22 protein-coding genes are annotated in these 22,393 nt (G+C 70.7%); 12 read left to right on the forward strand and 10 right to left on the reverse strand.

Annotation, left to right across the window (positions count from 1 at the left end):
• Positions 1–2: 2 nt before the first annotated feature.
• A complete protein-coding gene (locus O7614_RS10245; RefSeq protein ID WP_278138222.1) occupies positions 3–1,331 on the reverse strand; it encodes an ABC transporter substrate-binding protein in 1,329 nt (442 codons plus the stop codon).
• Between the two features lie 284 nt (positions 1,332–1,615).
• Here O7614_RS10245 and O7614_RS10250 point away from each other — a divergent pair, with 284 nt between their 5' ends.
• From O7614_RS10250 to O7614_RS10260, 3 genes are all read left to right on the forward strand, one after another.
• Entirely contained in the window at positions 1,616–3,607 is a 1,992-nt protein-coding gene (locus O7614_RS10250; RefSeq protein ID WP_278138223.1) for a beta-galactosidase, read from the forward strand.
• Between the two features lie 37 nt (positions 3,608–3,644).
• Complete coding sequence (locus O7614_RS10255; protein WP_278142212.1) at positions 3,645–4,421, forward strand: DeoR/GlpR family DNA-binding transcription regulator; 777 nt, start codon at positions 3,645–3,647, stop codon at positions 4,419–4,421.
• 92 nt (positions 4,422–4,513) lie between these two features.
• Positions 4,514–4,639 (forward strand): hypothetical protein, encoded by a 126-nt coding sequence (locus O7614_RS10260; RefSeq protein WP_278138224.1) that lies wholly within the window; start codon positions 4,514–4,516, stop codon positions 4,637–4,639.
• A 43-nt stretch (positions 4,640–4,682) separates the two neighbouring features.
• On the opposite strand, the gene O7614_RS10265 is transcribed toward O7614_RS10260, so the two are convergent.
• From O7614_RS10265 to O7614_RS10275, 3 genes are all read right to left on the reverse strand, one after another.
• Positions 4,683–5,213, reverse strand: coding sequence for a hypothetical protein (locus O7614_RS10265; protein WP_278138225.1), 531 nt, complete (start codon positions 5,211–5,213; stop codon positions 4,683–4,685).
• 23 nt (positions 5,214–5,236) lie between these two features.
• The gene (locus O7614_RS10270) at positions 5,237–5,497 is read right to left on the reverse strand and encodes a hypothetical protein (RefSeq protein ID WP_278142213.1); all 261 of its coding nucleotides are present in this window, start codon (positions 5,495–5,497) and stop codon (positions 5,237–5,239) included.
• A gap of 74 nt (positions 5,498–5,571) precedes the next feature.
• A complete protein-coding gene (locus O7614_RS10275) occupies positions 5,572–5,829 on the reverse strand; it encodes a DivIVA domain-containing protein (RefSeq protein ID WP_278138226.1) in 258 nt (85 codons plus the stop codon).
• A gap of 331 nt (positions 5,830–6,160) precedes the next feature.
• On the opposite strand from O7614_RS10275, the gene O7614_RS10280 reads away from it, so the two are divergent.
• The 4 genes from O7614_RS10280 (at position 6,161) to O7614_RS10295 (ending at position 9,456) form a co-directional block, all read left to right on the forward strand.
• Positions 6,161–7,033: a helix-turn-helix transcriptional regulator gene (locus O7614_RS10280; RefSeq protein ID WP_269683640.1), complete on the forward strand. Its 873-nt coding sequence runs from the start codon at positions 6,161–6,163 to the stop codon at positions 7,031–7,033.
• Positions 7,030–7,251, forward strand: coding sequence for a DUF397 domain-containing protein (locus O7614_RS10285; protein ID WP_278138227.1), 222 nt, complete (start codon positions 7,030–7,032; stop codon positions 7,249–7,251). The genes O7614_RS10280 and O7614_RS10285 overlap by 4 nt, the downstream gene beginning before the upstream one ends.
• A gap of 123 nt (positions 7,252–7,374) precedes the next feature.
• On the forward strand, positions 7,375–8,442 hold the full coding sequence (locus O7614_RS10290) for a HEAT repeat domain-containing protein (protein ID WP_278138228.1): 1,068 nt from the start codon (positions 7,375–7,377) through the stop codon (positions 8,440–8,442).
• Positions 8,443–8,505: 63 nt separating this feature from the next.
• Positions 8,506–9,456 carry a sporulation protein gene (locus O7614_RS10295; RefSeq protein ID WP_278138229.1) on the forward strand — a complete coding sequence of 317 codons (951 nt, stop codon included), beginning with the start codon at positions 8,506–8,508 and terminating at the stop codon, positions 9,454–9,456.
• Between the two features lie 68 nt (positions 9,457–9,524).
• On the opposite strand, the gene O7614_RS10300 is transcribed toward O7614_RS10295, so the two are convergent.
• On the reverse strand, positions 9,525–9,899 hold the full coding sequence (locus O7614_RS10300) for a hypothetical protein (protein WP_278138230.1): 375 nt from the start codon (positions 9,897–9,899) through the stop codon (positions 9,525–9,527).
• Between the two features lie 178 nt (positions 9,900–10,077).
• Positions 10,078–12,120, reverse strand: coding sequence for a glycerophosphodiester phosphodiesterase family protein (locus O7614_RS10305; protein WP_278138231.1), 2,043 nt, complete (start codon positions 12,118–12,120; stop codon positions 10,078–10,080).
• 190 nt (positions 12,121–12,310) lie between these two features.
• Here O7614_RS10305 and O7614_RS10310 point away from each other — a divergent pair, with 190 nt between their 5' ends.
• Positions 12,311–12,730: a hypothetical protein gene (locus O7614_RS10310; protein WP_278138232.1), complete on the forward strand. Its 420-nt coding sequence runs from the start codon at positions 12,311–12,313 to the stop codon at positions 12,728–12,730.
• A 102-nt stretch (positions 12,731–12,832) separates the two neighbouring features.
• Here O7614_RS10310 and O7614_RS10315 read toward each other — a convergent pair whose 3' ends face one another.
• Positions 12,833–15,127 (reverse strand): ATP-binding domain-containing protein, encoded by a 2,295-nt coding sequence (locus tag O7614_RS10315; RefSeq protein WP_278138233.1) that lies wholly within the window; start codon positions 15,125–15,127, stop codon positions 12,833–12,835.
• Between the two features lie 146 nt (positions 15,128–15,273).
• Here O7614_RS10315 and O7614_RS10320 point away from each other — a divergent pair, with 146 nt between their 5' ends.
• The gene (locus tag O7614_RS10320) at positions 15,274–15,909 is read left to right on the forward strand and encodes an SGNH/GDSL hydrolase family protein (RefSeq protein WP_278138234.1); all 636 of its coding nucleotides are present in this window, start codon (positions 15,274–15,276) and stop codon (positions 15,907–15,909) included.
• 58 nt (positions 15,910–15,967) lie between these two features.
• Here the strand turns inward: O7614_RS10320 and O7614_RS10325 are convergent, their stop codons facing one another.
• Positions 15,968–17,131 (reverse strand): sigma-E factor regulatory protein RseB domain-containing protein, encoded by a 1,164-nt coding sequence (locus tag O7614_RS10325; RefSeq protein WP_278138235.1) that lies wholly within the window; start codon positions 17,129–17,131, stop codon positions 15,968–15,970.
• Positions 17,132–17,227: 96 nt separating this feature from the next.
• On the opposite strand from O7614_RS10325, the gene O7614_RS10330 reads away from it, so the two are divergent.
• Both O7614_RS10330 and O7614_RS10335 read left to right on the forward strand, forming a co-directional pair.
• Positions 17,228–17,884 carry a response regulator transcription factor gene (locus O7614_RS10330; RefSeq protein WP_278138236.1) on the forward strand — a complete coding sequence of 219 codons (657 nt, stop codon included), beginning with the start codon at positions 17,228–17,230 and terminating at the stop codon, positions 17,882–17,884.
• Between the two features lie 74 nt (positions 17,885–17,958).
• Complete coding sequence (locus O7614_RS10335) at positions 17,959–19,350, forward strand: ATP-binding protein (RefSeq protein WP_278142214.1); 1,392 nt, start codon at positions 17,959–17,961, stop codon at positions 19,348–19,350.
• Positions 19,351–19,735: 385 nt separating this feature from the next.
• On the opposite strand, the gene O7614_RS10340 is transcribed toward O7614_RS10335, so the two are convergent.
• Together O7614_RS10340 and O7614_RS10345 are read right to left on the reverse strand one after the other, a co-directional pair.
• Positions 19,736–21,298: a tetratricopeptide repeat protein gene (locus tag O7614_RS10340; protein ID WP_278138237.1), complete on the reverse strand. Its 1,563-nt coding sequence runs from the start codon at positions 21,296–21,298 to the stop codon at positions 19,736–19,738.
• A gap of 57 nt (positions 21,299–21,355) precedes the next feature.
• Entirely contained in the window at positions 21,356–21,817 is a 462-nt protein-coding gene (locus O7614_RS10345) for a MarR family transcriptional regulator (RefSeq protein WP_278142215.1), read from the reverse strand.
• A gap of 49 nt (positions 21,818–21,866) precedes the next feature.
• Here O7614_RS10345 and O7614_RS10350 point away from each other — a divergent pair, with 49 nt between their 5' ends.
• The gene (locus O7614_RS10350; protein ID WP_278138238.1) at positions 21,867–22,388 is read left to right on the forward strand and encodes a VOC family protein; all 522 of its coding nucleotides are present in this window, start codon (positions 21,867–21,869) and stop codon (positions 22,386–22,388) included.
• Positions 22,389–22,393 lie beyond the last annotated feature (5 nt).

Genomic DNA, 22,393 nt, shown 5'->3' on the forward strand with positions numbered 1-22,393 from the left:
CGTCAGTCAGTGAAGATCGACTTCTTCTGGTTCTCGATGGACGAGACGAGCCCGCTGATGTCCTTCGGGTTCTTGATGAACTGCTGGATCGCCGGGATGATCACCGTGGAGGCGAAGTCCGGCCGGGTGTCCCGGTCGAGGAACTGGGCGATCTCGGTGGCCGACCCGACCAGCTCGGCTGCCTTCTTCTGCAGCGCGGTGTAGCCGCCGACGTCCGCGCCGCTGTTGGCGACGAGGACGGCCGGGTCGTTCTTGAGGTTGATGTCCGCTGCGGCCTTGCCACCGAAGTACTCCAGCAGCTTGCGCGCGTTGTCCTCGTTCTTGGGCTTGCGGGCCATCATGTAGCCGTCGATCGGGGCGTCCAACGCCTTGGCGCCGATGGCCGGGTCAATCTCGGGGAAGGTGAAGAAGTCGAGGTCGTCCTGCTCGTCGTTGCTGAACTGCTGGCCGACGAAGAGGCCGAGCAGGTACATGCCGCTCTTCTTCTGCTGCAACGACTGCGCGGCCTCCTGCCAGGTGCGCCCGAGGCTGTCCGGCTGGTGCAGCGGGAGCAGGCCGGCCCAGGTGTCGAAGACCTTCTTGACCTTGTCGGAGGTCCAGGCCTCCTTGCCGGCCATCAGGTCGATGTGGAACTGGTAGCCGTTGATCCGCAGGTTGAGGATGTCGAACGTGCCCATCGCCGGCCAGCCGTCCTTGTCGGCGAAGGCGATCGGGGTGAGTCCGTCGTTCTTCATCTGCGCGCCGAGGGCGGTGAACTGGTCCAGGGTGGTGGGCACCTGGTAGCCGTACTGCTGCCAGACCGACTTGCGGTAGAAGACCGCCCACGGGTAGTACGTCGCCGGGACGAAGTACTGCTTGCCGTCGTCGCCGGTGGATGCCTTCTTGAAGGCGTCGGAGTAGCCGGAGAGCTTGCCCCACACGTCGCTGATGTCGCCGGCCAGGCCCTTCTGGGCGAAGAAGCGCATCCGGTAGCCGGCGAACCAGGTGAACACGTCGTCCGGCTTGCCCTGCAGGTAGTTGTTGATGTTCTCCTGGAACGTGTTGTGGTCGACCGTGTTGATGGCGACCTGGACCCCGGACGAGGTCTTGAACCCGTCGGTGACCTTGACCAGGACGTCCTTGGGCTTCGGGTCGGACTGGTTCGAGCCGAGCGACACGTCCTTCGTGGACCCGCCGGAGCCGGAGTCGTCGCCGCAGCCGGCGAGCAGACCGGTGCCGAGCAGGGCTCCGGTGCCGGCCGCGCCGGCCAGCAGCGAGCGTCGGTTGATGCCGGCAACGGAGGGCGGTACGAGCCGAGCCAGGTACTCGGCCTGGGATTGGGGACGGGACATCTGTGCCTCCTGCGGATGAAGAGGGGCTAGTCCAAGGGCCATCAGAGGGTGGTGAAGGCGAATCCGTCGTCGTGATCACACATCGGGATCCACCGAGAATCCACATTGGCAAACACGAACGGCCATTGGGGCATCAAGCTACCCGTCCGCAGGCCGCTGTCAAGAGGGATGTTCGCCTCTGATAACCCAGTCGTGACACGGCTGTTACGAGGTAAACGTTGGAAAGAAAGTCGATGTTGGAACCTGTTGACTTGCGTGCTCGACCGGGTGCACCCTCAGCTGTCATGCGACGATGGCACGGCGACAGCATCTCCTTCGGCGGCGACTACAACCCCGAGCAGTGGCCCGAGCAGACCTGGTCGGAAGACGTCGAGTTGATGCGCCGGGCCGGGGTCAACCTGGTCTCCGTCGGCATCTTCTCCTGGGCGCTGCTGGAGCCCACGCCGGGCCGGTTCGAGTTCGGTTGGCTGGACCGGGCGCTGGACCTGCTGCACGACGGCGGCATCCAGGTCGACCTGGCCACCGCCACCGCCAGCCCACCGCCCTGGCTGGCCCGCGCACACCCGGAGACCCTGCCCCGCCGCGCCGACGGCGCGATCCTCTGGCCGGGCGGACGACAGGCGTACTGCCCCAGCTCGCCGGTGTTCCGGGAGCGGTCGCTGGCGCTGGTGCGGGCGGTCGCCGGCCGGTACGCCGAGCACCCGGCCGTGGTGATGTGGCACGTCTCCAACGAGTTGGGCTGCCACAACGTGCACTGCTACTGCGACGTCAGCGCCGAGGCGTTCCGTGGTTGGCTGCGGGAGCGTTACGGCGACCTGGACCGGCTCAACGACGCCTGGGGCACCGCGTTCTGGAGCCAGCGCTACGGCGACTGGGCCGAGATCAACCCGCCGCGCGCCGCGCCGACCTTCGCCAACCCCACCCAGCAGTTGGACTTCCTGCGCTTCTCCTCCGACGAGCAGCGCGCCCTGCTGCGCGCCGAGCGCGAGCTGCTGAAGACGATGGTCCGCCAGCCGATCACCACGAACTTCATGATCGGCCTGGGCGTCAAGCACATGGACTACCACTCCTGGGCGTCCGACGTGGACCTCGTCTCCAACGACCACTACCTCACCGCAGCCGACCCGCAGGCGCACCTCGGGCTGGCGCTCGCCGCCGACCACACCCGCGGCGTCGCCGGCGGTGCGCCGTGGTTGCTCATGGAGCACTCCACCAGCGCGGTCAACTGGCAGCCGCGCAACGTGGCCAAGCTGCCCGGGCAACTGCGCCGCAACAGCCTGGCGCACGTCGCCCGGGGCGCGGACGGGGTGCTGTTCTTCCAGTGGCGGGCCTCCCGGGCCGGCGCCGAGAAGTTCCACTCCGCGCTGGTGCCGCACGCCGGGCCGGACACCAAGGTGTTCCGCGAGGTCTGTCAGCTCGGCGCGGACCTCAAGGCCCTCGCTGAGGTACGCGGCAGTCGGGTCGACGCCGACGTGGCGATCCTGTTCGACTGGGAGGCGTGGTGGGGGGTCGAGTTGGATTCGCACCCCAGCGTCGACGTCACCTACGCCGACCGGTTGAACGCCCTGTACGGCGCGCTCTGGCGGGCCGGCGTGACGGCCGACGTCGTCCACCCGTCGGCCGACCTCAGCGGTTACCGGCTGGTCCTGGTGCCCACCCTCTACCTGGTCCGGGACGCCGACGTGGAGGCCCTGCACCGCTGGGTCGAGGGCGGTGGCACCGCGGCCGTCACCTACTTCAGCGGCATCGTGGACGCCAACGACCACATCCGGCTGGGCGGCTACCCCGGCGCGTTCCGTGAGCTGCTCGGCGTACGGACCGAAGAGTTCTTCCCGCTGCGCGAGGGCGAACAGGTCCGACTGGACGACGGGAGCACCGCCGACGTGTGGACCGAGTGGCTGCACGCCGAGGGCGCGCAGGTGCTCGCGTCGTACACCGATGGGCCGTTGCCGGGTGTGCCGGCGCTGACCCGGCACCGGGTCGGCGACGGCGCCGCCTGGTACGTCGGCACCCGCCTGGACGAGCCGGCCACCGACCGGCTGGTCGCCCGGCTCGTCGACGAGGCCGGAGTCCGCCCGGCCGCGCCGGCACCGACGGGCGTGGAGGTGGTACGCCGCCGTGACGGCGACCGCACCTGGCTGTTCGCGATCAACCACACCGACGCCGAGGTACGGCTACCGGTGCACGGCGTCGAGTTGTTGACTGGCGCACCGTGTGCCGGTGAGCTGACGGTGCCCGCCGGTGAGGTGGCTGTCATCCGTGAGGATCGGGCCTGATCCGCACGACGGGCACGGCGTGAAGGAGGTTCCCCAGATGCTCGCCCAGCAGCGGCAGACCGCCATCCTCGATCTGATCCGCCAGCGTGGCGGTGTGCGGGTGAGTCACCTGGTCAGCCGGTTCGGCGTGTCCGACATGACCATCCGGCGTGACCTGGAGGTGCTCGCCGAGCGCGGCCTGGTGGACAAGGTGCACGGCGGCGCGACGCTCGCCGGGCCGGGTTCGGCCGAGGAGCCTGGTTTCGCGGCGAAGTCGATCCGGCAGCAGGTGGAGAAGCGGGCCATCGCCGAGCGGGCCGCGCTGATGGTGGAGCCGGGGATGGCGATCGCCCTGTCCGCCGGCACCACCACCGCCGCGCTGGCGACGCTGCTCTCCGACGTACGCGGGCTGACCGTGGTGACGAACTCGATCCCGGTGGCCGACGCGCTCTACCAGAACCCGCGTGCCGACCAGACCGTCGTGTTGACCGGCGGCATCCGCACCCCGTCGGACGCGTTGACCGGGCCGGTCGCCGAGGCGGCGATCAGCGCACTCAACGTCGACCTGCTCTTCCTCGGCGTGCACGGGCTCAGCCCGCGCACCGGTTTCACCACCCCGAACCTGCTGGAGGCCGGCGTCAACCGGTGCCTGATCGGCGCCGCCCGGCGGCTCGTGGTGCTCGCCGACCACACCAAGTGGGAGACCATCGGCATCGCCACCATCGCCCCGTTGGAAGCCGCCGACGTCCTGATCACCGACGCCGGGCTGCCCGCCGAAGCCCGCACCACGATCGGCGAACAGGTCGGCGAGCTGGTCGTCGTGGAACCCGACTGACCGCACTCCCGCGCCTGTGCGTTTGCGTCGATCATGGAGTTGTGGTGCCCGAAAGGGGAGGCCTTTTGGACTTTGTCCAGCACCACAACTCCATGATCGATCTGGGATGGTCGACAGGGGTGCTGCTGGCCGCGCCCGTCTGGTTGATCACCGCGACGGTCTACGCACGGAGGCCGGCGCCGAGCGCGCCGGCCGAGTCGAGCGCCCCGCCCGCCTGACAGCAGCCGGCCACTCGCCTTTCGGCCACCACCTCTACCGGCGCTAGTGGTCGTTCAGCATGAACAGGAGCGTTCGATGCTCCAGATCCAGGAACACCACCCGCCACCGTGTCGACGGCGCTGTCTCGTTGTAGATCTCGCTGTGCAGCCAACGGGGCCTGGTCGGGAGGAACGGCACGAGGTCCGGTCGCACGTCCGTCGGCGTGTGTGAGTGGAGCAGTTCGGCCGGGTCGATGGAGGCGAACGGAACGAAGTCGAACTGCTCGGCCAACCTGTGCGCGTCCTCGGGACGCAGAACGATGACGCCCTGGTATTCCCAGTCCGTCGGGCCCGGAACCCGTGAGCACGGATTGCCCAACGCGCGCGCCTGCCAATGGATCTCCGAATACTCACCGACGAACGGAAGCTCCTCCGGCGACTCCCAGCGACTGACCCGTACCTTCGCCTCGTCGGCCTGCCGTTGCTCCCGGCAGCCACGCGTCTCGTCCACGGCAGCCGTGTCGCATCCGAGCACCATCAGCAGCACGACTGCCGCAGCGAGCGCGGCCGCACGTGCCCGATTCCCCGTCTTCATCGTCTACGAGGGTAGATGTCGATCTAGGGGTCGTCGACAGGCGAGCAGGCGTCGTCGTGGTCGGCCTGCCGCGCGCACCGGCGGCGGTCGGGCATGACCCGGTCGCAGAAAACCCAATGTCGTACGTGCTGCGCGTCCTCGGCCGAGACGGTGCTACCGCCGACGTCGACCTGCGGCATCGAGGCCAGCTCGCGAGCGAGCGTCCGGGCCAGGTCCAAGGCCCCGGCCAGGTCGGCGACCACCACCGGCAGATGAATCACGTACCGGGGCGTCGGCTCCACCATTTCGGTGTACGCCTCGACGGCGAAGCGCGGCAGCGGCGTGAAGAGCCCGCTGTACTGGTGCTCCCAGCCCGGGCTCATGCCTGACGCCGGTCGGACCAGGCGCTCTGCCAGTCGCGTAGCGCCCGCTTGATCCGCGCGTTCTCCTCGCCGAGCCGAGCGACATCGTGATGCAGCGTCGCCAGTTCCAACGCGACGCGGTGCAGAAACCGCCGTACCTCCCGGGGGTCGAGACCCCGGCGGCCGAAGCCGACAGTGGAGAACTGCCGGTCGCGCACCTGACTCGGGTGCAGCCGCGCCAGCCGCGTGCCGTCGTAGAGCGTGCCTCGGGTCATTCGTCACCTCGCGCGTCGTGAATCGGCGGGCGGGTCAGGGTCGCGGGAGCGCCCTTTCCCGTGGTAGTTATTCGTCAAGTCGGTTCGGAGCCGGGAATCGCACATCCCGACGCTCCAGTTGAGACCCGACGAGAGCCGGTATGCGACTGCCACTCGCGAAGCCGTCTCTCGTCACCTTCTCGGCTGTTGGCACAGCCGCGGTTGCCGTGTTAGCACCGGGCGTCCCCGGGGGCCGGCGATCACCCTCACCCGCAGGCCACGTTTCCAGTGGCTTCGGCATTGGTGCAACGACACCAACAGATTCCCTGACGGGATACTCCGAGAGGTGGTCATGGTCGCGAACAGGGAGCCGTTCGTCCGTACGCTTCGAGCTCAGTGGCTGGGCCAGCAGATGCGCGAGCTGCGCGAGCAGCGTGGGCTGACCCTCAAGTACGTCGCCCAGTACCTTGAGCGTGACTTCTCGTCGCTGGCCCGTTACGAGAGGGCAGAGTGGCCGTTCCGGCGGGATCTGGTCATCGCGTTACTCGACCTCTACGGCGTCTATGACGAGGGCGAGCGGGAGCGGATGATCCAGCTCGCCCAGGATGCCTGGCGCGTGGACCGCTGGGACAGCGGCTTCGACAAGACGATCTACGACACCTCGTTCATCGACTTCCCCTGGCTGGAGTCGAGAGCTGAACAGGTCTGCACCTATGCGTCACTGCTGATACCCGGCCTGCTTCAGACGCGTGACTACGCCGAGGCGGTCATCAGAAACGCGGAGCCAAGTTCAGCCGGCGAGGTGGAAATCCGAAGGTGGGTTCAACTACGGATCGACCGGCAGCGGCTCCTGGACGGGCCGTCACCGACCAGGCTGGCCGTCATCATCGAGGAGTCGGCGTTACGGCGGCCGGTGATGAGCAGGAGCGTGATGGCCGCGCAACTGAGCCACCTGGCGAGGTCGACGGCGAGACCAACGATCGAGATCCGCATCGTCCCACTGACCCTCGGGCTGCACGCCGGGTTGGACGGGACGTTCTGGCTCTTCAAAATGCCAGCTCCGTATCCCGATGTAGCCCATGCCGAAACGCTCGGTGGGCGCCTGTTCCTCGAATCGGGCAATGCTTTGCGATACGTCCGCGCGTACGATCGCCTGAGGGAGGCCGCACTCAGCGTGAGCGAGTCGGCGAAGCTGATAACAGCACTCGCGGAGGAGCTGTCATGAGCGAGTCCATGCCGAACGTGGCCTGGCACGTCAGCACCAGAAGTCCGGACAACGGCGGCAACTGTGTCGAGGCGGGGCCGGTGCTGGATGGGTCCGGTCGGGTGGCGGTACGCGACAGCAAGGATCGGGCGGCGGCCACCCTCGTCTACAGCGCCGATCGATGGACCGCGTTCGTCACCGGGGTGAAAGACGGCGTATTCGCCCGCACCCACCCCTGATCGACTCGGCTTCCTGGAAACCGGGGTGTCCCGGTCGCTCGGACACCGCAGTTCTCGGGAACCCGAGTTGATCACGGCGAGAACGGCCCAGCCGTCGATCATCTGGTGTGGCACCATCCGGCGGTGAAGTCGCACGAGGTGGCGGAGTTGTTCGACCAGGCGGTGCAGCGCCTACGTGGCGTCGTCGAGTCGGGCGACTCCGACGACGGGTCCGACCTGCTTCGTCGCGCCGCCGACTCGGGCGCGGAGGCCGTCGGGCTGGCTGTCGGCAAACTCTCGGATCCTGACCGTGTGGTTCGCGCGGCGGCCTGCGACCTGCTCGGCGCGACGAGTAGCCGGCACATGGACCTGCGCGAAGAGGTCGCTACCGCCCTGATCCGGTTGGCGGCGCACGAGTCCGACCCCGAGGTGCACTGGTCGATCGCGCGTGCCCTCGGCGACACCTTCGACGGCCGAGCTCTGCCGACCCTGGTGGCCCTCGCGGGCAGCCCCGACGCTGACGTGCGTTTCCAGGTCGCGGTGGCGGTGCCATCGGTGCTCGACGATCCGCCGGTGGCGGCCGGCGAGGCGGTGTTGATCACCCTCTGCACCGACTCCGATCCGCAGGTTCGGGAGTGGGCCACGTTCGGCCTGGGTTTCGTGAGCACCGCCGACGGGGCAGCCGTCCGCCAGGCGCTCTGGGACCGTACCCAGGACACCCACCCTGAGGTACGCGCGGAGGGCGCGCGGGGTCTGGCGCGGCGGCGGGACCCCCGGGCGCTTCCCCTGGTACGCGACCTGCTCGCCCAGGACGAGGTCCACCCGCTCACCTTCCGGGCCGCCGCGTACCTGGGCGACCCGTCGCTGGTACCACTGCTGGACGGCTTCGATCCCGGCGTGGACGCTGTCGCCGAGGCGCTGCGCGAGTGTGACCCGCTGCTGCGCGCCCGGCGTGACGAGTCGGCGTGGTTGCTTCTGCACGCCGTCCACCGGCGTCGGTCCGACCTGGAGGTCGCGGTCTTCGGTGAACGGTGCGACCTCGGCCTCTACCTCGACGTCACCGACGGAGCGGACCTCTCCGGCCACTGCTGGGTCGACGGGTTGCTCAGGCGGGCCGAGTACGACCCCGAGCGTGCGGCCGACCTGCTGATCGCAGACGTCACCTCGCCGATCCGGCGCGCTTCACAGCCATCTCACAGGGGTGCTGGATAGGGTGCGCGGTGAGTGAACGTCCGACTCCATCCTGGATCGGTCGGCTGTCGCACAGGAGTTCCGATGGTCTTCAAGAAGATGTTGAGCGCGTTCGGCGTGGGCGGTCCCAGCGTGGACACCGTGCTGACCAACCCCAACACCCGGCCCGGCCTGACCCTCGACGGGCAGGTCAACCTCGTCGGTGGCGATGCCGAGGCCGCCATCGAGCAGGTGGTGATCGGCCTGGTCACCCGGGTCGAGGTCGAAGGACACGACACCGAGTACGCGGGCACGATGGAGTTCCACCGGATGGTGGTCAGCGGCCCGTTGCAGCTCGCCCCGAAGCAGCAGCTCTCGATCCCGTTTCAGCTGCCGATTCCGTGGGAGACCCCGATCACCGACGTGTACGGGCAGCGCCTGCGCGGCATGACGATGGGCCTGCGTACCGAGTTGGCGGTGGCCCGCGCCGTCGACAAGAGCGACCTGGACCAGGTGGCGGTGCACCCGCTGCCGGTGCACGAGCGGATCCTGGAGGCGTTCCAGCGCCTCGGTTTCCGGTTCAAGAACGCTGACCTGGAGCGCGGTCACATCCGGGGCGTGCAGCAGACGCTGCCGTTCTACCAGGAGATCGAGTTCTTCGCCTCCCCGCAGTACGCGAGCACGATCAACGAGGTCGAGTTGACCTTCGTGACCAACCAGTACGGCGTCGAGGTCATCCTGGAGTGCGACAAGCGCGGTGGGTTCCTCAGCGCCGGGCACGACGCGTTCGGTCGCTACCAGGTGTCGCACGCCGACGTCGACCGTGTCGACTGGGCGCAGGTCGTCGACGGCTGGCTGCGTGAGACCACGTCCCGCTACGGCAGCCTCCGTTCGCAGTACGGCCCGAGCCACGGCCACGGCCACGGCCGGGGCGGCATGGGCATGGGCGGCATGGTGGCCGGCGCGGCGCTCGGCGTCGCGGGCGGCATGATCGCCGGCGAGATGATCGAGGACGCGTTCGAGGGCGACTTCGGCGACTTCGGCGGCGACGAGTAACAGCTCCACAAGCGACGACAGTGGCCTCCGGGCGTCCTCCCGGAGGCCACTGTCCTACGCGTGGCGCGTCAGTGCATGCTGCGCTCCCTGCCGGAGCGGCGCGCGGAGCCGGCCTTCGACAGACCACGGCTGACCAGGTAACCACCGGTCAGGATGGTCAGGAACAGCCACGCCTGGCTCGGGTTGTTGATGTTCAGCCCGTTGGCGGTGGTGCCCTTCCAGAACGCGGCGATGACCACGAGCGCGACCGCGGCGGCGTAGACCCAGAATTCCGTCGTCAGGAACGCCTGCTTGGTCTCCGTGCCCGGCGACGGCATCGGGTCTCGGTGCCCGTCCCGCATGGACGGCATCTGCTGGGTCTGCATGTCCCGCATCGAGGCGGGGTTCTGCGGGTCGTTCATGGGCCGGTTCATCGGCCGGGTGGAAGCAGCCTGCGTGCTCATCTGGTCCTCCTCAGGATGCGATGAGTCGTACCTGCCTTCCCTCGCCCCGCTACCGCGTTTCGGCCACGGCACGGTTCGCTTTCGTGGCGGGGACAACCCCCGACTACCCGAGGCCCCGGAGCAGGTAACACCGATCGCCGGCCGGAAAAATCCGGCCGGCGATCGGTTGTCGGGCAGGTCAGCGCAGGCCGTTGCGGATGGCCACGCTCACCAACAGGTCCGGGTCGTCGGTGATGATGCCGTCGACGCCGAGGTCGATGACCCGCTGCATCACCGTGGCGTCGTCGACGGTGTACGGGATCACCTTCAGGTCGTCCCGCGTCTGGAGGGTCTGGACGTCCGGTCCGTGGAAGTATGCCGGGTCCTCCCGCAGGTACCAGTCGGCCGAGGCGACAGTGCCCTGCTTCGGGTCGTGCACCTGCCAGTTGGCCGACACCGTGCCAGCGCCGGCGGCCCGGGTCAGCTTGCCCAGGTCCCGGTACTTCCACCAGTCCAGCCCGCCGGTCCACGGGCTCTTCACCGACGGGTTGCCGTACGCCGCCTGCAACGAGCACTCGTCGGCGACGGTCGCGCACTCGGCCGGGCCGTACTGCCAGACCAGCGCGACGGTGCCGATCCGCCGGTCGAGCTGGCGGGCGTAGGTGATGGTGCGCCAGTCGAACGACTGGATGGTGGCGCGGTTGGTGAAACCGGCGCGCTGGATCGCGTCGACCAGCTTGCGGGTGAAGCTGCGGTACGGCTCGGTGTCGTCCACCACCGGGCTGATCTTCGTCTCGATGTTCATCCCGATGTCACTGCGGCCACTGGCCTTCACCAGGGCGAAGACCTCGTCCAGGGTCGGGATCCGGGCACCCGGAGCGGGCACCTGCGCGGGCAGTTCCGGCAGCGTCTTCGTGCCGCAGTCGACGGTCTTGAGCTGCGCCAGGGTCAGCTCGTGCACGGGCTTGCCCACGTACGGGAACTTCGGGTCGTTGCGGCGCACCGGCTTGGTGTCGACGCAGTGCGAACCGTTGACCGTGCGGTCGTGCAGCACCACGAGCTTGCCGTCGGCGGTCACACCGGTGTCCAGCTCCAACGTCGAGATGGCCCGGTTGGACAGCGCGTTCGCGAACGCCGGCAGGGTGTTCTCCGGCCGGGTGGCCCGACCGCCCCGGTGCGCCTGGATGTCGAACGGTGACGCGTACGCCTTCGGCAGCCGGTAGCCGCGCTGCGCAAGCAGGCCGCGCAACCGGTCCGGGTAGTCGGTGATGATGCCGTCCACACCGTCGTCGATGAGCTTGGCCATGGTCGGCACGTCGTCGACGGTCCACGGGATCACCTTGATCCCGTAGCGGTGCGCCTGGGCGACCATCTCCTTGGTGACGTACGGCTGGTAGCCGGGGTCGGTGACAGTGCCGTTCTGCGGCATCCCGTGCACCGGCGAGAAGGCGCTGGCGCCGAAGCTGCGGATCGCCGTGATCGGGTCGCCGCCGAAGTCGTCGATGTCCAGCCCGCCCAGCCACGGCGAGGCGCCGGGCTTGCCGGTCTGCAGGAAGTCGTAGTTGGTCAGGGCGACCAGCGGCAGCTTCGGCTCGACCTGACGCATGCGCATCAGCGCACCCCAGTCGAAGCTCTGGATGGTGACCTGCTTGAGCAGGCCGGCGGCGCGGATCTCGGCCGCGGTGACCTGGACGAACTGCTCGCGGGGCGCGGTCTCGGTGGGCGCCCCGGCCTCGACCTTGGTCTCGACGTTGAGCTTCACGTCCTTCGCCCGGTAGCGGTTGACCAGCGCGAAGACCTCACGCAGCATCGGCATCCGGGCACCCGGGGCGGCAACCTGCCCCGGCTTGTCCGCGAGCGTCTTCGACCCGCAGTCCATCGTGCGCACCTGGGCCAGTGTGAGCGTGTTGATGTACTTCCCGACGTACGGGAACTCCGGGTCGCCGGGCGTCACCGGGGTGGTGTCGACGCACTTGGCGCCGCCGATCTTCCGGTCGTGGGTGACGACGGCCTGACCGTCCTCGGTGATCTGCACGTCCAGTTCGAGGGTGCTCACCCCGAGTTGGAGGGCGTTGCCGAAGGAGGCCAGGGTGTTCTCCACCCGCAGCCCGAGGCCGCCCCGGTGGGCCTGCACGTCGAATGTCCGGTCCGGCCGCGGCTTCGCCTGGGCGGGCACCGCGAGCCCGGTTGTCACCGTCGCGGCCACCAAAGCCGCGACGGCGGTACGGCGTACTGTGCGCACGCTGTCATCCCCTCCTGCCGGCGGGCATCTCCCACCGGTCGCCGGACAGCATGGACATCTCGCGCGGCGGGAAGGCGGCCAGCGGACGGCGCGACGGTGAACCGCCGTGGACGACCGCCGCTCACGTCGGGTTTGGCCGGCCGGTGGCCGGGCACGCAGTCAGTTCCACAGCTTCTGCGAGGTGATGGACGTGCGTGAGGACGACATGCGGCAGGACGCCGCCCGCGAGGCCGAGGATCGGATCGCCGGTGGCGTGTACGGCAAGGGCGCCCTCGACGAGGTGACAGTGCCCCGCACCGATGTGGAGAGCCAGATCCAGCGCGACGACCCGCTCGACCCGGCGAACGAGTGGATCGACCCACAGGTGTTGCGCGACGGTGGCCCCGTCGGCGGGCAGGGCGCGGTGACCACCACCGGTGGCACCGCCGGGCCGGCGAGCGTACGCCGGGTGGCCCGCCAACCCGAGCGGCATCCGGGCAAGGTCGCCCCGACGACCACCGGCGACGCCACCACCGGCGGCCTGAGCACTCCGATGGGTGGCGGCACCAGCGACCAGTCCACCTCGGCGACCGGCCCGGCGAAGTCCATCCGGGACAGGTCCCCGGACTGACCCGGCACAGCCCGACCAGCTGCGAATGATCATGGGGTTGACCTGGCCGTAGGAGATCGAAGGCCAGGTCAACCCCATGATCACCACAGGTGGGGTTGAAGGTCAGGCTGTTGGGCGGAGGATGCCCAGGCGTTGGGTGGCGCGGGTCAGGGCGACGTACAGGTCGCTGCGGCCCCGGGGCGACTCGGCCACCATCCGGTCCGGGTCGACGACGAGCACCGAGTCGAACTCCAGCCCCTTGGCCTGCGCGACGGTCAGCACCACCACCCGGCTCTCCAGCTCCGGATGCTCGCCGACGGCGGCCTCCGGCAGCGCAGCGGTGAGGGCCGAGCCCAACTCGCCCACCCGCCCGGCCGGCACGAGCACGCCGAGCCGGCCGTCGGTCAGCCCGGCGGCCTCGCGGGCGGCCTCGGCGACCAACTCGGCCGCCAACCGCTCGTCGGGCACCGTCCGGTCCCACGGGGGTACGCCGCTCTCGCGCACCGAGCGCGGTGGACGCAGCGCCGGGTCGATCTCGGCCAACACGTCAGCGGCGACCGCCATGATCTCGGCGGGGGTGCGGTAGCTGACGGTCAACTCGGTCAGCCGCCACCGCTGCGCCACGTACGGGGCGAGGGCGTCCGCCCAGGAGGGCGTACCGCTGAGCGCGCCGGTCTGCGCGACATCGCCGACGATCGTCATCGACCGGCTCGGGCAGCGGCGCATCAGCAGCCGCCACGCCATCGGCGACAACTCCTGCGCCTCGTCCACGATCACGTGGCCGAACGCCCAGGTCCGGTCGGCGGCGGCCCGCTGCGCGGTGGTCAGCCGGTCGGCCTCCTCCTGCCGTTCCAGCAGCCGGTCGGCGTCGATGAGGTCGGTCACGCCGAGGATCTCACCGCCCTCGGCCTCGTCCTCGACGTCAATCGAGCGGGAACCCCGGGCGATTTCCAGCACACCCTCGGCGTACTCCCGTTCCATCATCCGGATGCGGTCGCGCCGGGCGGCGGCGGCCCGTTCGTCCTCGCCGAGCAGTTCGGCGGCCTCGTCGAGCAGCGGCACGTCGGCCGGCGTCCAGCCACCCGGCTCGCGCCGCAGCAGCGCGCGCTCGTCCTCGCTCAGCATCGGCGCGGCGGTGGCGATCCGGTCCGGGTCGGCGTACAGGTCGGCGAGCAGCCGCTGCGGGGTGAGCACCGGCCACAGCCGGTCGAGGGCGGCCCGGATCTCCGACTCCTGCCGCAGTTCCCGCCGGATCTCGGCCCGGTCCGCCTCGTCGAGGAGGTTGTCCCCGCCCAGCGGGTCGGCGCCGATCCGCTCGGCGACCTGCTCGGCGAGCGCGTGCACGATCTCCACGTCGAACAGCGCGCGGGCCAGGTTGTGCGGCCGGTCGGTCCGGCGTACCCGATCCCGGGCGGCACGCACCGTCTCCGGGTCCAGGGTCAGCGTCTCCCGCTCGACCTCGATCTCCAGCGGCTCGTCCGGCACCCACTGCCGGTCCCGCACCGCCAGCGCCAGCACCTCGGCCAGCACCGCCCGCCCCTTCAGCGCTGCCGTCTCGGCGGGCTCGACGCGTTGGGCGCTCACCCCCGGAAAGAGATCGCCCTGGGTACGCAGCAGCACGCCGGTCTCGGCCAACGTCGGCAGCACCTGGGAGATGTAGCGCAGGAAGGTCGCGTTCGGGCCGACCAGCAGCACGCCCCGGCTGGAGAGTTCACGACGGTGCGTGTAGAGCAGGTACGCCGCCCGGTGCAGCGCGACAGCGGTCTTGCCGGTGCCCGGCCCGCCCTGGACCACCATGACGCCCGGCAGTTCCGCGCGGATGATCTCGTCCTGTTCGGCCTGGATGGTCTCGACGATGTCGCGCATCCGGCCGGTGCGGCCCGCGTTGAGCGCGGCGAGCAGTGACGCCTCACCGGTCAGCTCCTCGTGGCCGCCGGGGGAGGCGGTGTCGATGTCGAGCACCTCGTCGTTGAGCCCGGTGACCTTGCGCTGCCGGGTGCGCAGGTGCCGGCGTCGGCGTACGCCCTGCGGGTTCGCGGCAGTGGCGAGGTAGAACGGGCGGGCGGCGGGGGCCCGCCAGTCCATCAGCAGCGGATCGTAGTCGCCACTGGTGTCGAAGATGCCGATCCTGCCAATGTAGTGGCGGGAGTCGTCGTCGCCGTCGAGGCGGCCGAAACACAGCCCGTTCTCCACGGCGGAGAACTGTTCGACCTGGTCGGCGTACATCGCTACCGAGCTGTCGCGCTGCGAGCGGTCCTGAAGGGTGCCGCCGGTGTTGCGCAGCTCGGCCGTGAGCCGGTGAGCGGCCTGCTCACGCAGCCCGTCCAGCCGGTCGTAGAGCATCGAGACGTACTCCTGCTCGCGACCGATCTCGTCGTCGAGCGGCAATTCGCCGGAACCGCCGGAGTGCCTTGACAAGCCGTCTCCCTAAAGATTAGAATCCTTTGCAGGAACGGCTTTCAGCCGTTCTTTTTTGTGCCCTCGAACTGTTGAAGATAGCGCGCCCCGCCGGTTCGCACCAAGCCGGTCGGGTTGGCGCGCCGGTGATCGCGAGGTGGCGGCGGATGATCCTGCGGACCGGTCAACGGGTGGTCTTCATCGGCGACAGCATCACCGATTGTGGTCGACGCGACAACTACGCGCCCTACGGAAACGGCTATGTCAGCCTCGTGCGCGCCCTGGTCGACGCACGGCACCCCGAGCTGCGGCTGGAATGGGTCAACCGGGGTGTGAACGGCGACACCGTACGGGACCTGGCCGCCCGCTGGGATGACGACGCCATCGCCGAGCGCCCCGACTGGCTCGCAGTGCTGATCGGCATCAACGACATCTGGCGCCACTACGGTGACCGGCCGGATGAGGCCGTCGGCATCGAGGAGTACGAGCGCACCCTGCGCGACCTGCTCCGTCGGGCGGTCGACGCCACCGGATGCCGACTGATCCTCGGTGACCCGTTCTTCATCGAGGCCGATCGCAACGTCCCGCAGCGCGCCGACACCGACCGGTACGCGGCGGTGGTGGCCAGGCTGGCCGTCGAGTTCGACGCGGTGCACGTGGCCAACCAGGCGGCGTTCGACCGGGTGCTGGCGGTGAGCCCGGCAAAGCGCTGGGCCGACGACCGCGTACACCCGCACCTGCCCGGCCACGCGGTCCTCGCCGACGCCTACCTCGACGCCCTCGGCGCGCCCACCGCCTCCTGACCCGGGCAGCGGAACGCCGGGCCGACTGTCAGGTCGACCCGGCGTTGACACCGCAGGATCAGCTGCGGGCGGCCTCGTACAGCCGTTCCGGAGTGACAGCGCCGGCAAGCACCCGGCCGTCGTCGGTGAGCAGCACGCTGAACAGCTTGCTGGTGAGGAGCCGGCCGCTGCCCCAGTCCCCGTTGACGGCCGCCAGCCCACCGAGGAACTTCGACACGTCCACGTCCGGCGCCGAGCCGGCGGCCGGTGCCGCTGGCTTCACCGGGGCCTTCCCACCCGCGAGGGGCCCGTCGAGGCGGGCGACCAGCACTGTCGTCCAGCCGGAGCCCACCGCGCGGACCTTCGGGTCACCCGCCGGGTCGGCGCGACCGGGCTTGCCGGCCGTCGGCGGTACGGCGTGACCGGGCTTACCGGCAGTCGGCGCCTCGGCCTTCTCCTCGGTGACCGTCACGCCGGGCGGCGGGTTGAAGGTGAACTGGTCGGCGTCCGGGCGGCGGTAGTCGACCTCGGTGAAGGCCACCTCGAACGCCGGCCGGTCACTGCCCTTCGCGAGCACCTCGAAGCGCAGCGGCACGTGGCGCTTGGCGTCGATGGCGATCCGCAGCTGGTGCACCAGTGATGCCCCGTCCCGCGGTTGGAGCACCAGCTCGTACGCGTCCTGGCCGGCGACGGTGGCCGACCGGCCGACGCTGACCTCGGTGCTCGGGTCGACCGCGCCCAACGCCAGGTCGGCGGCCTGCTGCGGGGTGGCCGGCAGGTTGGCTGCCGCCTCGGGAGCCGGCTCTGCGGCCCCGGCGTCCCCGTTCAGGGTGCGGTGGGTGGCGGTGTTGGTGCGGCTCTGCCAGGTCCACAGGTCCCGGCCGTTGCGGATCACGTCCTGCTCGCCCAGGGTGTCCAGGAGCGCGACCCGTTGCCGATCCGGGCCGGAATACCACACCCGCAGGGTGTGCGTTCCGGTCAGCATGGTGGTCAGCTCGTTGCCGGGGACCAGACCGACGAGGGGCGGTAGGCCGAGGTCGGCGCGTTGCACGACGGTCCCGGACAGCCCCTCCAGCCGGGAGGTCTGCAGGTCGACCAGGAGCTGGGCTGCGGTGCGTGGTGGCAGGCTCGGCTCGGCTTCGGCGGCGAACGTGCCGATCGCCGCGCCACCGCCGATCACGGCAACGGCCGCGGTGGCCGGGACCAGCCAACGAAGGACGGGACGGCTCCTCAGGGCGGACATGGTGACACCTCCTGTACAACATCCTGCCTCCTTGGTGCTGTGAGCGTGCTGAGGAAGCCGGATCGTCCCGATTGACCCGGGTGGCACTCTTGGGTGGTGCGCTTGCTGGTGGTGGAGGACGAGGCCCGGTTGGCGGCTGCCCTGCAACGTGGGCTGCAGGCCGAGGGGTTCGCGGTGGACGTGGCGGGGACCGGCCCCGCCGGCCTGGACGCGGCCCGGTACGGCGGGTACGACGCGATGATCCTCGACGTGATGTTGCCCGGCCTCTCCGGCTACGAGCTGGTCCGGCGGCTGCGGGCGGAGCAGCACTGGTTGCCGGTGCTGATGCTCTCCGCCAAGGACGGCGAGTACGACCAGGCCGACGGCCTGGACTGCGGCGCCGACGACTACCTGACCAAACCCTTCTCGTACGTGGTGCTGCTGGCCCGACTGCGAGCGCTGCTGCGCCGAGGCGCGCCGGAGCGCCCGACGGTGCTCGCCGTCGGTGACCTGCGGCTGGACCCGGCCCGTCGACAGGTGACCCGGGCCGACGCCGAGGTGACGCTGACCGGGCGGGAGTTCGCGCTGCTGGACTACCTGATGCGCCGGCCGGGCCAGGTCGTCTCCAAGACCGAGTTGCTGGACCACGTCTGGGACGCGAGCGTGGAGACCGCGCCGAACGCCGTCGAGGTGTACATCGGCTATCTGCGCCGCAAGCTCGGCCGGGACCGGCTGGAGACGATCCGGGGTGCCGGCTACCGGCTGGCGACGTGACCGCCGACGGCCCGGCATCCACACGTCGGGCCAGGCTCGGCCGGATGCCGGTCCTCGGGCTGCGCGGGCGGCTCATGGCGATCGGAGTGCTCGGCCTCACCGTCGGGCTCGCCCTGGGTGGGGTGGTACTGCTCGGCGCGCTCGGCTTCGTGCTCCAGCGAACCGTCGACACCGAGGCGTTCCGGACCGCCGACGCGGTCGCCCTGCTCGCCGCCGAGGACGCGTTACCCGACCCGCTGCCGGTGGCCGGCGGTCAGGTGCGCGTCCAGGTCGTCGACGCGCAGGGGCGGATCAGGGCCGCCTCGATCGACGCCGACCGGCTGGTGCCGATGGTCCGCCCGGAGCGGCTGGACCACGACCGTCGGCAGCGACTGGAGGTGCCGGCCGAGCGGGTGGGGCTGGCCGGCCCGGTCCGGGTGGTCGCCGTACCCGTCGGCACGGCGGCGGACCCGCTCACCGTGCTGGTCGCCCGCTCGATGGCCGACGTGCGGCACAGCACCCACGTGGTGCGGACCATCCTGCTGGTCGCGTTCCCGCTGCTGGTGGCGGTGCTGGCCGCGGTGGCGTGGCGGGTGGTCGGCGCGACTCTGCGGCCGGTCGAGGCGCTGCGCCGAGGCGCGGAGGAGATCACTGGTCGGGCGTCCGCCGGCAGGTTGCCGGTGCCCGCGTCCGCCGACGAGATCCACCGGTTGGCGGTCACCCTCAACGGCATGCTGGACCGGCTGGAATCCGCCCGGATCCGGCAGCGGGCATTCGTCTCCGACGCCGCACACGAGCTGCGCAGCCCGTTGACCAACATCCGGACCGAGCTGGAGGTGGCCCAGCGCCTCGCCGACCGGACGGACTGGACAGCGGTGACCGCCAACCTGCTCGTCGACACCGACCGGTTGAGCCGGCTGGTCGACGACCTCCTGCTGCTGGCCCGCCTGGACGAAGCTCCACCGAGCCGAGGGGTCGACCCGGTGGAGTTGGGCGCGCTTCTGGCCGAGGTCGCCGCCCGCTACCCGTCACCACCGGTCCGGGTGGAGTCGCCGCCGGACCCGCTGTGGACGACCGGCAACACCGACGAGCTGCGTCGTGTGCTGGCCAACCTGGTCGACAACGCGGTCCGGCACGCGTACGGCAGTGTCGTGCTCGCGGCCGAGGCGACCTCTACGGCGGTGGGGCGTGTGGTCGGGCCGGGCGTCGGGGCGTACCACCTGGTGACGGTGACCGACGACGGCCCGGGGATCCCGGTCGCGGACCGGGAGCGGGTCTTCGATCGGTTCACCCGCCTGGACGACGGACGGGCCCGCGACGACGGGGGCGCCGGCCTGGGGCTGGCCATCGTCCGGGAGTTGGTGCGACGTGCGGGCGGCGGCATCGCCCTGACCGACGGGCCCGAGCAGCGTGGGCTGCGGGTGCGCCTGCTGCTGCCGGCGGCAGCCACCGAGGACCGCCGTGGGTCACATCCGGACGGACCGTGACGACATTGACAGTCCGTGACGGCGACGGACCCCCCCATCCACCCCACGACGATCCTTTGCTGTGCACCCGCGGATGCGACAGCTACGTAGTGTGATGCTTGCCGCGCGTCTGCCGGAACGCCCATCGCGACGTCTCACCTGTTCAACCGTGGTGGTGCGTATTGGTAAGCACAGCAAAGGCGGGTTGAGGCGTGCGATGGGGGTGCGTTGGGTGTGACGGGGCGTGACTGTGTGTTCGCCGGCAGGTGCGCCACGCTGAGTGAGGGCGGCAGGGGCGTGGTCGCAGGGCGCGGCTGGCAGGGCGTCGCTGGCAGGGCCGGCTGGTGAGGGCCCGGCGGCCGGGTCGGAGGTGGCCGGTCGGCGGCCGCCGGTGAGTGCGGCGGGGTCAGCGGCGGCGGGTGCAGACCTGCTCGGAGCTCGCGACGGTGTCGGTGGACCAGACGACCGCGACGGTGAAGCAGTAGTCGTTGGTGCGGTTGAGCGCGTAGATGACGTAGGTGGTGGTGCCGGCGGGCAGGGTCGCGAAGACGTTGCGGTCCTGGCCGGTGCGGCCACCCGCGATGACCACCGGGCCCTCGCTGCCGGCGGGGTAGGTCCAGTTCAGGGCGATGCTGTCCCGGGTGTCGCGCAACGTCACCGTGCCGGGTGGACTGCCTGGCGGCGCCGCGATACCGCCCGGCGTGGGCGGGGCACCGGTCGAGGCGGGTGCGGTGCTGGTCGGAGGTGCGGCGGTGGGGGAGCCGCTGGCCGGCGGCGGGGTCGGCTCGTCGCCGCCGACCCGGGCCACCCCGGCGATCACCGCGGCCGCGCCGAGTAGCACCACGACCACGCCGGCCACCAGCACCGGCACCAGCCGGTTGCGCTGCGTCGGCGGCGCCCGGTGCACCGGTACCGGCAGCAACCGGGACGGCGTGTACGGCTCGAGCGGCGCGTACGGCTCGGGCGGCCGGCGCAGCCGGTACACCCCGGACTGCTCCTCCGTGCCGCCGGCCAGCCCGACCACCGACGGGGGCACCGGAGCATCCGTGGGGTACGGCGTGGACTCGCTCGCCGGCTCCGGCGGCCACCCCGCCGACCCGACGGGTTCGTCGGCCGGCGTTCGGGGATTGGGAACGGACCCGCCCGCCGCCGTCGCGGTGTGCTGCGGCGGAGGTGTCGATGGCTGGTAGCCGGCCTCCGCCGGGCCGCTCTCGTGCGGTGGGACGCGGGCGGCCGGCACGACCGGGCTGTCCCGCGCGGTGGGTGGGTTGTGGGTGCAGGCGTGGTCGGGATTGGCCGCCGCCCGGGCCAGGGTCGCCACCTGCGCCGCCAACGGGTCGTCGGCCGGCAGGTGCTGCCGGCACAGTTCGCGGGCCAACGCCAGGTTGTCGTGTGCCTCGGCGAACTGCCCGCAGTCACGCTGCATCGCCCCGAGCCGCGCCAGCATCTTGATGCCGCTCGGATGCCCGTCGCCGTACACCTCGCGGTGCAGCTCCCAGGCGTCCTGGAGCCGGTCACGGGCCACCGTGCACTGGCCGCGGGCGTACTCGACGGTGGCCAGGTCGGCGTGCGCGGCGAGCACCCGCAGGGACTCGGGACCGTCCTGCGCGGTCAGCTCGATGATGACTTCCTGGTAGAGCCGGGCGGCGCGGGAGTGGCTGCCGACCCGGTGCAGCACCGCGGCCAGGGTCGCCGCGGCGGCCACCGTGCGCGGGTCGGAGCGGCCGTGCAGCCGGGTGGTGGCCGCGTACGCGAAGGCGGCCCAGCCTCGGGCCGAATGCGGCTCACCGAGGGCGACCAGCACCCGCGCCTGAAGGCTGGCCGCCTCGGCCAGTTCGGCGGTGGCGTTGGCCGGGCGGGGGTCGGCGTCGGTGAGCGCGTCGGCGAGAAGCTGCTGCGCGCCGGCCAGATCGCCAGCCGACACGAGGTCGTGCGCCTGATCAGTCAGTTCACCGAAGCCGGAAGACACGCCCCATCGTGCTCATTTGACGACGGTAAGTACAAGACCCGCGCCGGTGTCGATTGGTCAGGATCCGGTCAGGTGCTCGGCCAGCGTCTCGCTGATCCGCCGGAGCTGGTCCACCTGGGCAGGGCTCAACGCGTCGAACAGGTGCCGGCGTACCCCCTCGACGTGGCCGGGGGCGGCGGCCGCGAGGGTGGCGAAACCCTCGTCGGTGAGCAGCGCGATCTGCCCGCGCCGGTCGGTGGGGCAGTCCTCCCGGCGCACCCAGCCGGCAGCCTCGAGTCGGGCCACGGCGTGCGAGAGCCGGCTGCGTGACGACCCGGCGGCCTGGGCCAACTCGCTCATCCGTAGTTGGCGACCAGGCGCTTCGGAGAGCTGGACCAGGATCTCGTAGTACGCGTGCGGCATGCCCGCGTCGCGTTGCAGCTCGCGGTCGAGCGTGTCCATCAGCACCCGCGACGCGGTGAGGTACGCGCGCCACGTGCGCTGCTCGTCGGAGTCCAGCCAGCGGGTCATGACCGTCATCATAACCCAATTAGTTGAACGCTCAACAAACCCGCGCTAGCATCGGGCCATGGGTATCCACAGGCTCAACCACGCGGTCCTCTACGTCAGTGACCTCGCCCGCAGCGTCGCGTTCTACCGTGACGTGCTGGGCTTCCGGCCGGTGGCGATGACCCCGGACGGCTTCCGCGGCGCGACCTTCCTCCAGGCCCCCGACTCCACCAACGACCACGACCTCGGCCTGTTCGAGATCGGCGCCGGTGCCGGGCGGTCCACCGCAGGCCGGGCCACCGTCGGCCTCTACCACCTCGCCTGGGAGGTGGACACCCTCGACGAGCTGGCCGCCACCGCCGAGCGGCTCGCCGCCGCCGGGGCGCTGGCCGGCACCTCCGACCACGGCACGACCAAGAGCCTCTACGGCAAGGACCCGGACGGGCTGGAGTTCGAGATCGTCTGGCTGGTCCCCGCCGACCTGCTCGACGACGACGCCCTCGCTGCCCGCAAGCAGATCGGTCGGCTCCACCTGGACGCCGAGCGGCAGCGCTACGGCGGGCAGACCAGGGGCGGGGTGGGGATCTCCGTCCCGGTCTGATCGGC

Origin of the sequence: Micromonospora sp. WMMD961 (genome assembly GCF_029626145.1) — a bacterium.
Taxonomy (GTDB): Bacteria; Actinomycetota; Actinomycetes; order Mycobacteriales; family Micromonosporaceae; genus Micromonospora.

Excerpts from the sequence above, each read along its gene's own strand:
- O7614_RS10255 (WP_278142212.1), top strand. The coding sequence starts at position 3,645 with ATGCTCGCCCAGCAGCGGCAGACCGCCATCCTCGATCTGATCCGCCAG.
- O7614_RS10275 (WP_278138226.1), bottom strand. The coding sequence starts at position 5,829 with ATGACCCGAGGCACGCTCTACGACGGCACGCGGCTGGCGCGGCTGCAC.
- O7614_RS10300 (WP_278138230.1), bottom strand. The coding sequence starts at position 9,899 with ATGAGCACGCAGGCTGCTTCCACCCGGCCGATGAACCGGCCCATGAAC.
- O7614_RS10270 (WP_278142213.1), bottom strand. The coding sequence starts at position 5,497 with ATGGTGGAGCCGACGCCCCGGTACGTGATTCATCTGCCGGTGGTGGTC.
- O7614_RS10325 (WP_278138235.1), bottom strand. The coding sequence starts at position 17,131 with ATGTCCGCCCTGAGGAGCCGTCCCGTCCTTCGTTGGCTGGTCCCGGCC.
- O7614_RS10250 (WP_278138223.1), top strand. The coding sequence starts at position 1,616 with ATGCGACGATGGCACGGCGACAGCATCTCCTTCGGCGGCGACTACAAC.
- O7614_RS10285 (WP_278138227.1), top strand. The coding sequence starts at position 7,030 with ATGAGCGAGTCCATGCCGAACGTGGCCTGGCACGTCAGCACCAGAAGT.
- O7614_RS10320 (WP_278138234.1), top strand. The coding sequence starts at position 15,274 with ATGATCCTGCGGACCGGTCAACGGGTGGTCTTCATCGGCGACAGCATC.
- O7614_RS10335 (WP_278142214.1), top strand. The coding sequence starts at position 17,959 with ATGGCGATCGGAGTGCTCGGCCTCACCGTCGGGCTCGCCCTGGGTGGG.
- O7614_RS10280 (WP_269683640.1), top strand. The coding sequence starts at position 6,161 with ATGGTCGCGAACAGGGAGCCGTTCGTCCGTACGCTTCGAGCTCAGTGG.
- O7614_RS10295 (WP_278138229.1), top strand. The coding sequence starts at position 8,506 with ATGGTCTTCAAGAAGATGTTGAGCGCGTTCGGCGTGGGCGGTCCCAGC.
- O7614_RS10265 (WP_278138225.1), bottom strand. The coding sequence starts at position 5,213 with ATGAAGACGGGGAATCGGGCACGTGCGGCCGCGCTCGCTGCGGCAGTC.
- O7614_RS10245 (WP_278138222.1), bottom strand. The coding sequence starts at position 1,331 with ATGTCCCGTCCCCAATCCCAGGCCGAGTACCTGGCTCGGCTCGTACCG.
- O7614_RS10260 (WP_278138224.1), top strand. The coding sequence starts at position 4,514 with ATGATCGATCTGGGATGGTCGACAGGGGTGCTGCTGGCCGCGCCCGTC.
- O7614_RS10350 (WP_278138238.1), top strand. The coding sequence starts at position 21,867 with ATGGGTATCCACAGGCTCAACCACGCGGTCCTCTACGTCAGTGACCTC.
- O7614_RS10345 (WP_278142215.1), bottom strand. The coding sequence starts at position 21,817 with ATGACGGTCATGACCCGCTGGCTGGACTCCGACGAGCAGCGCACGTGG.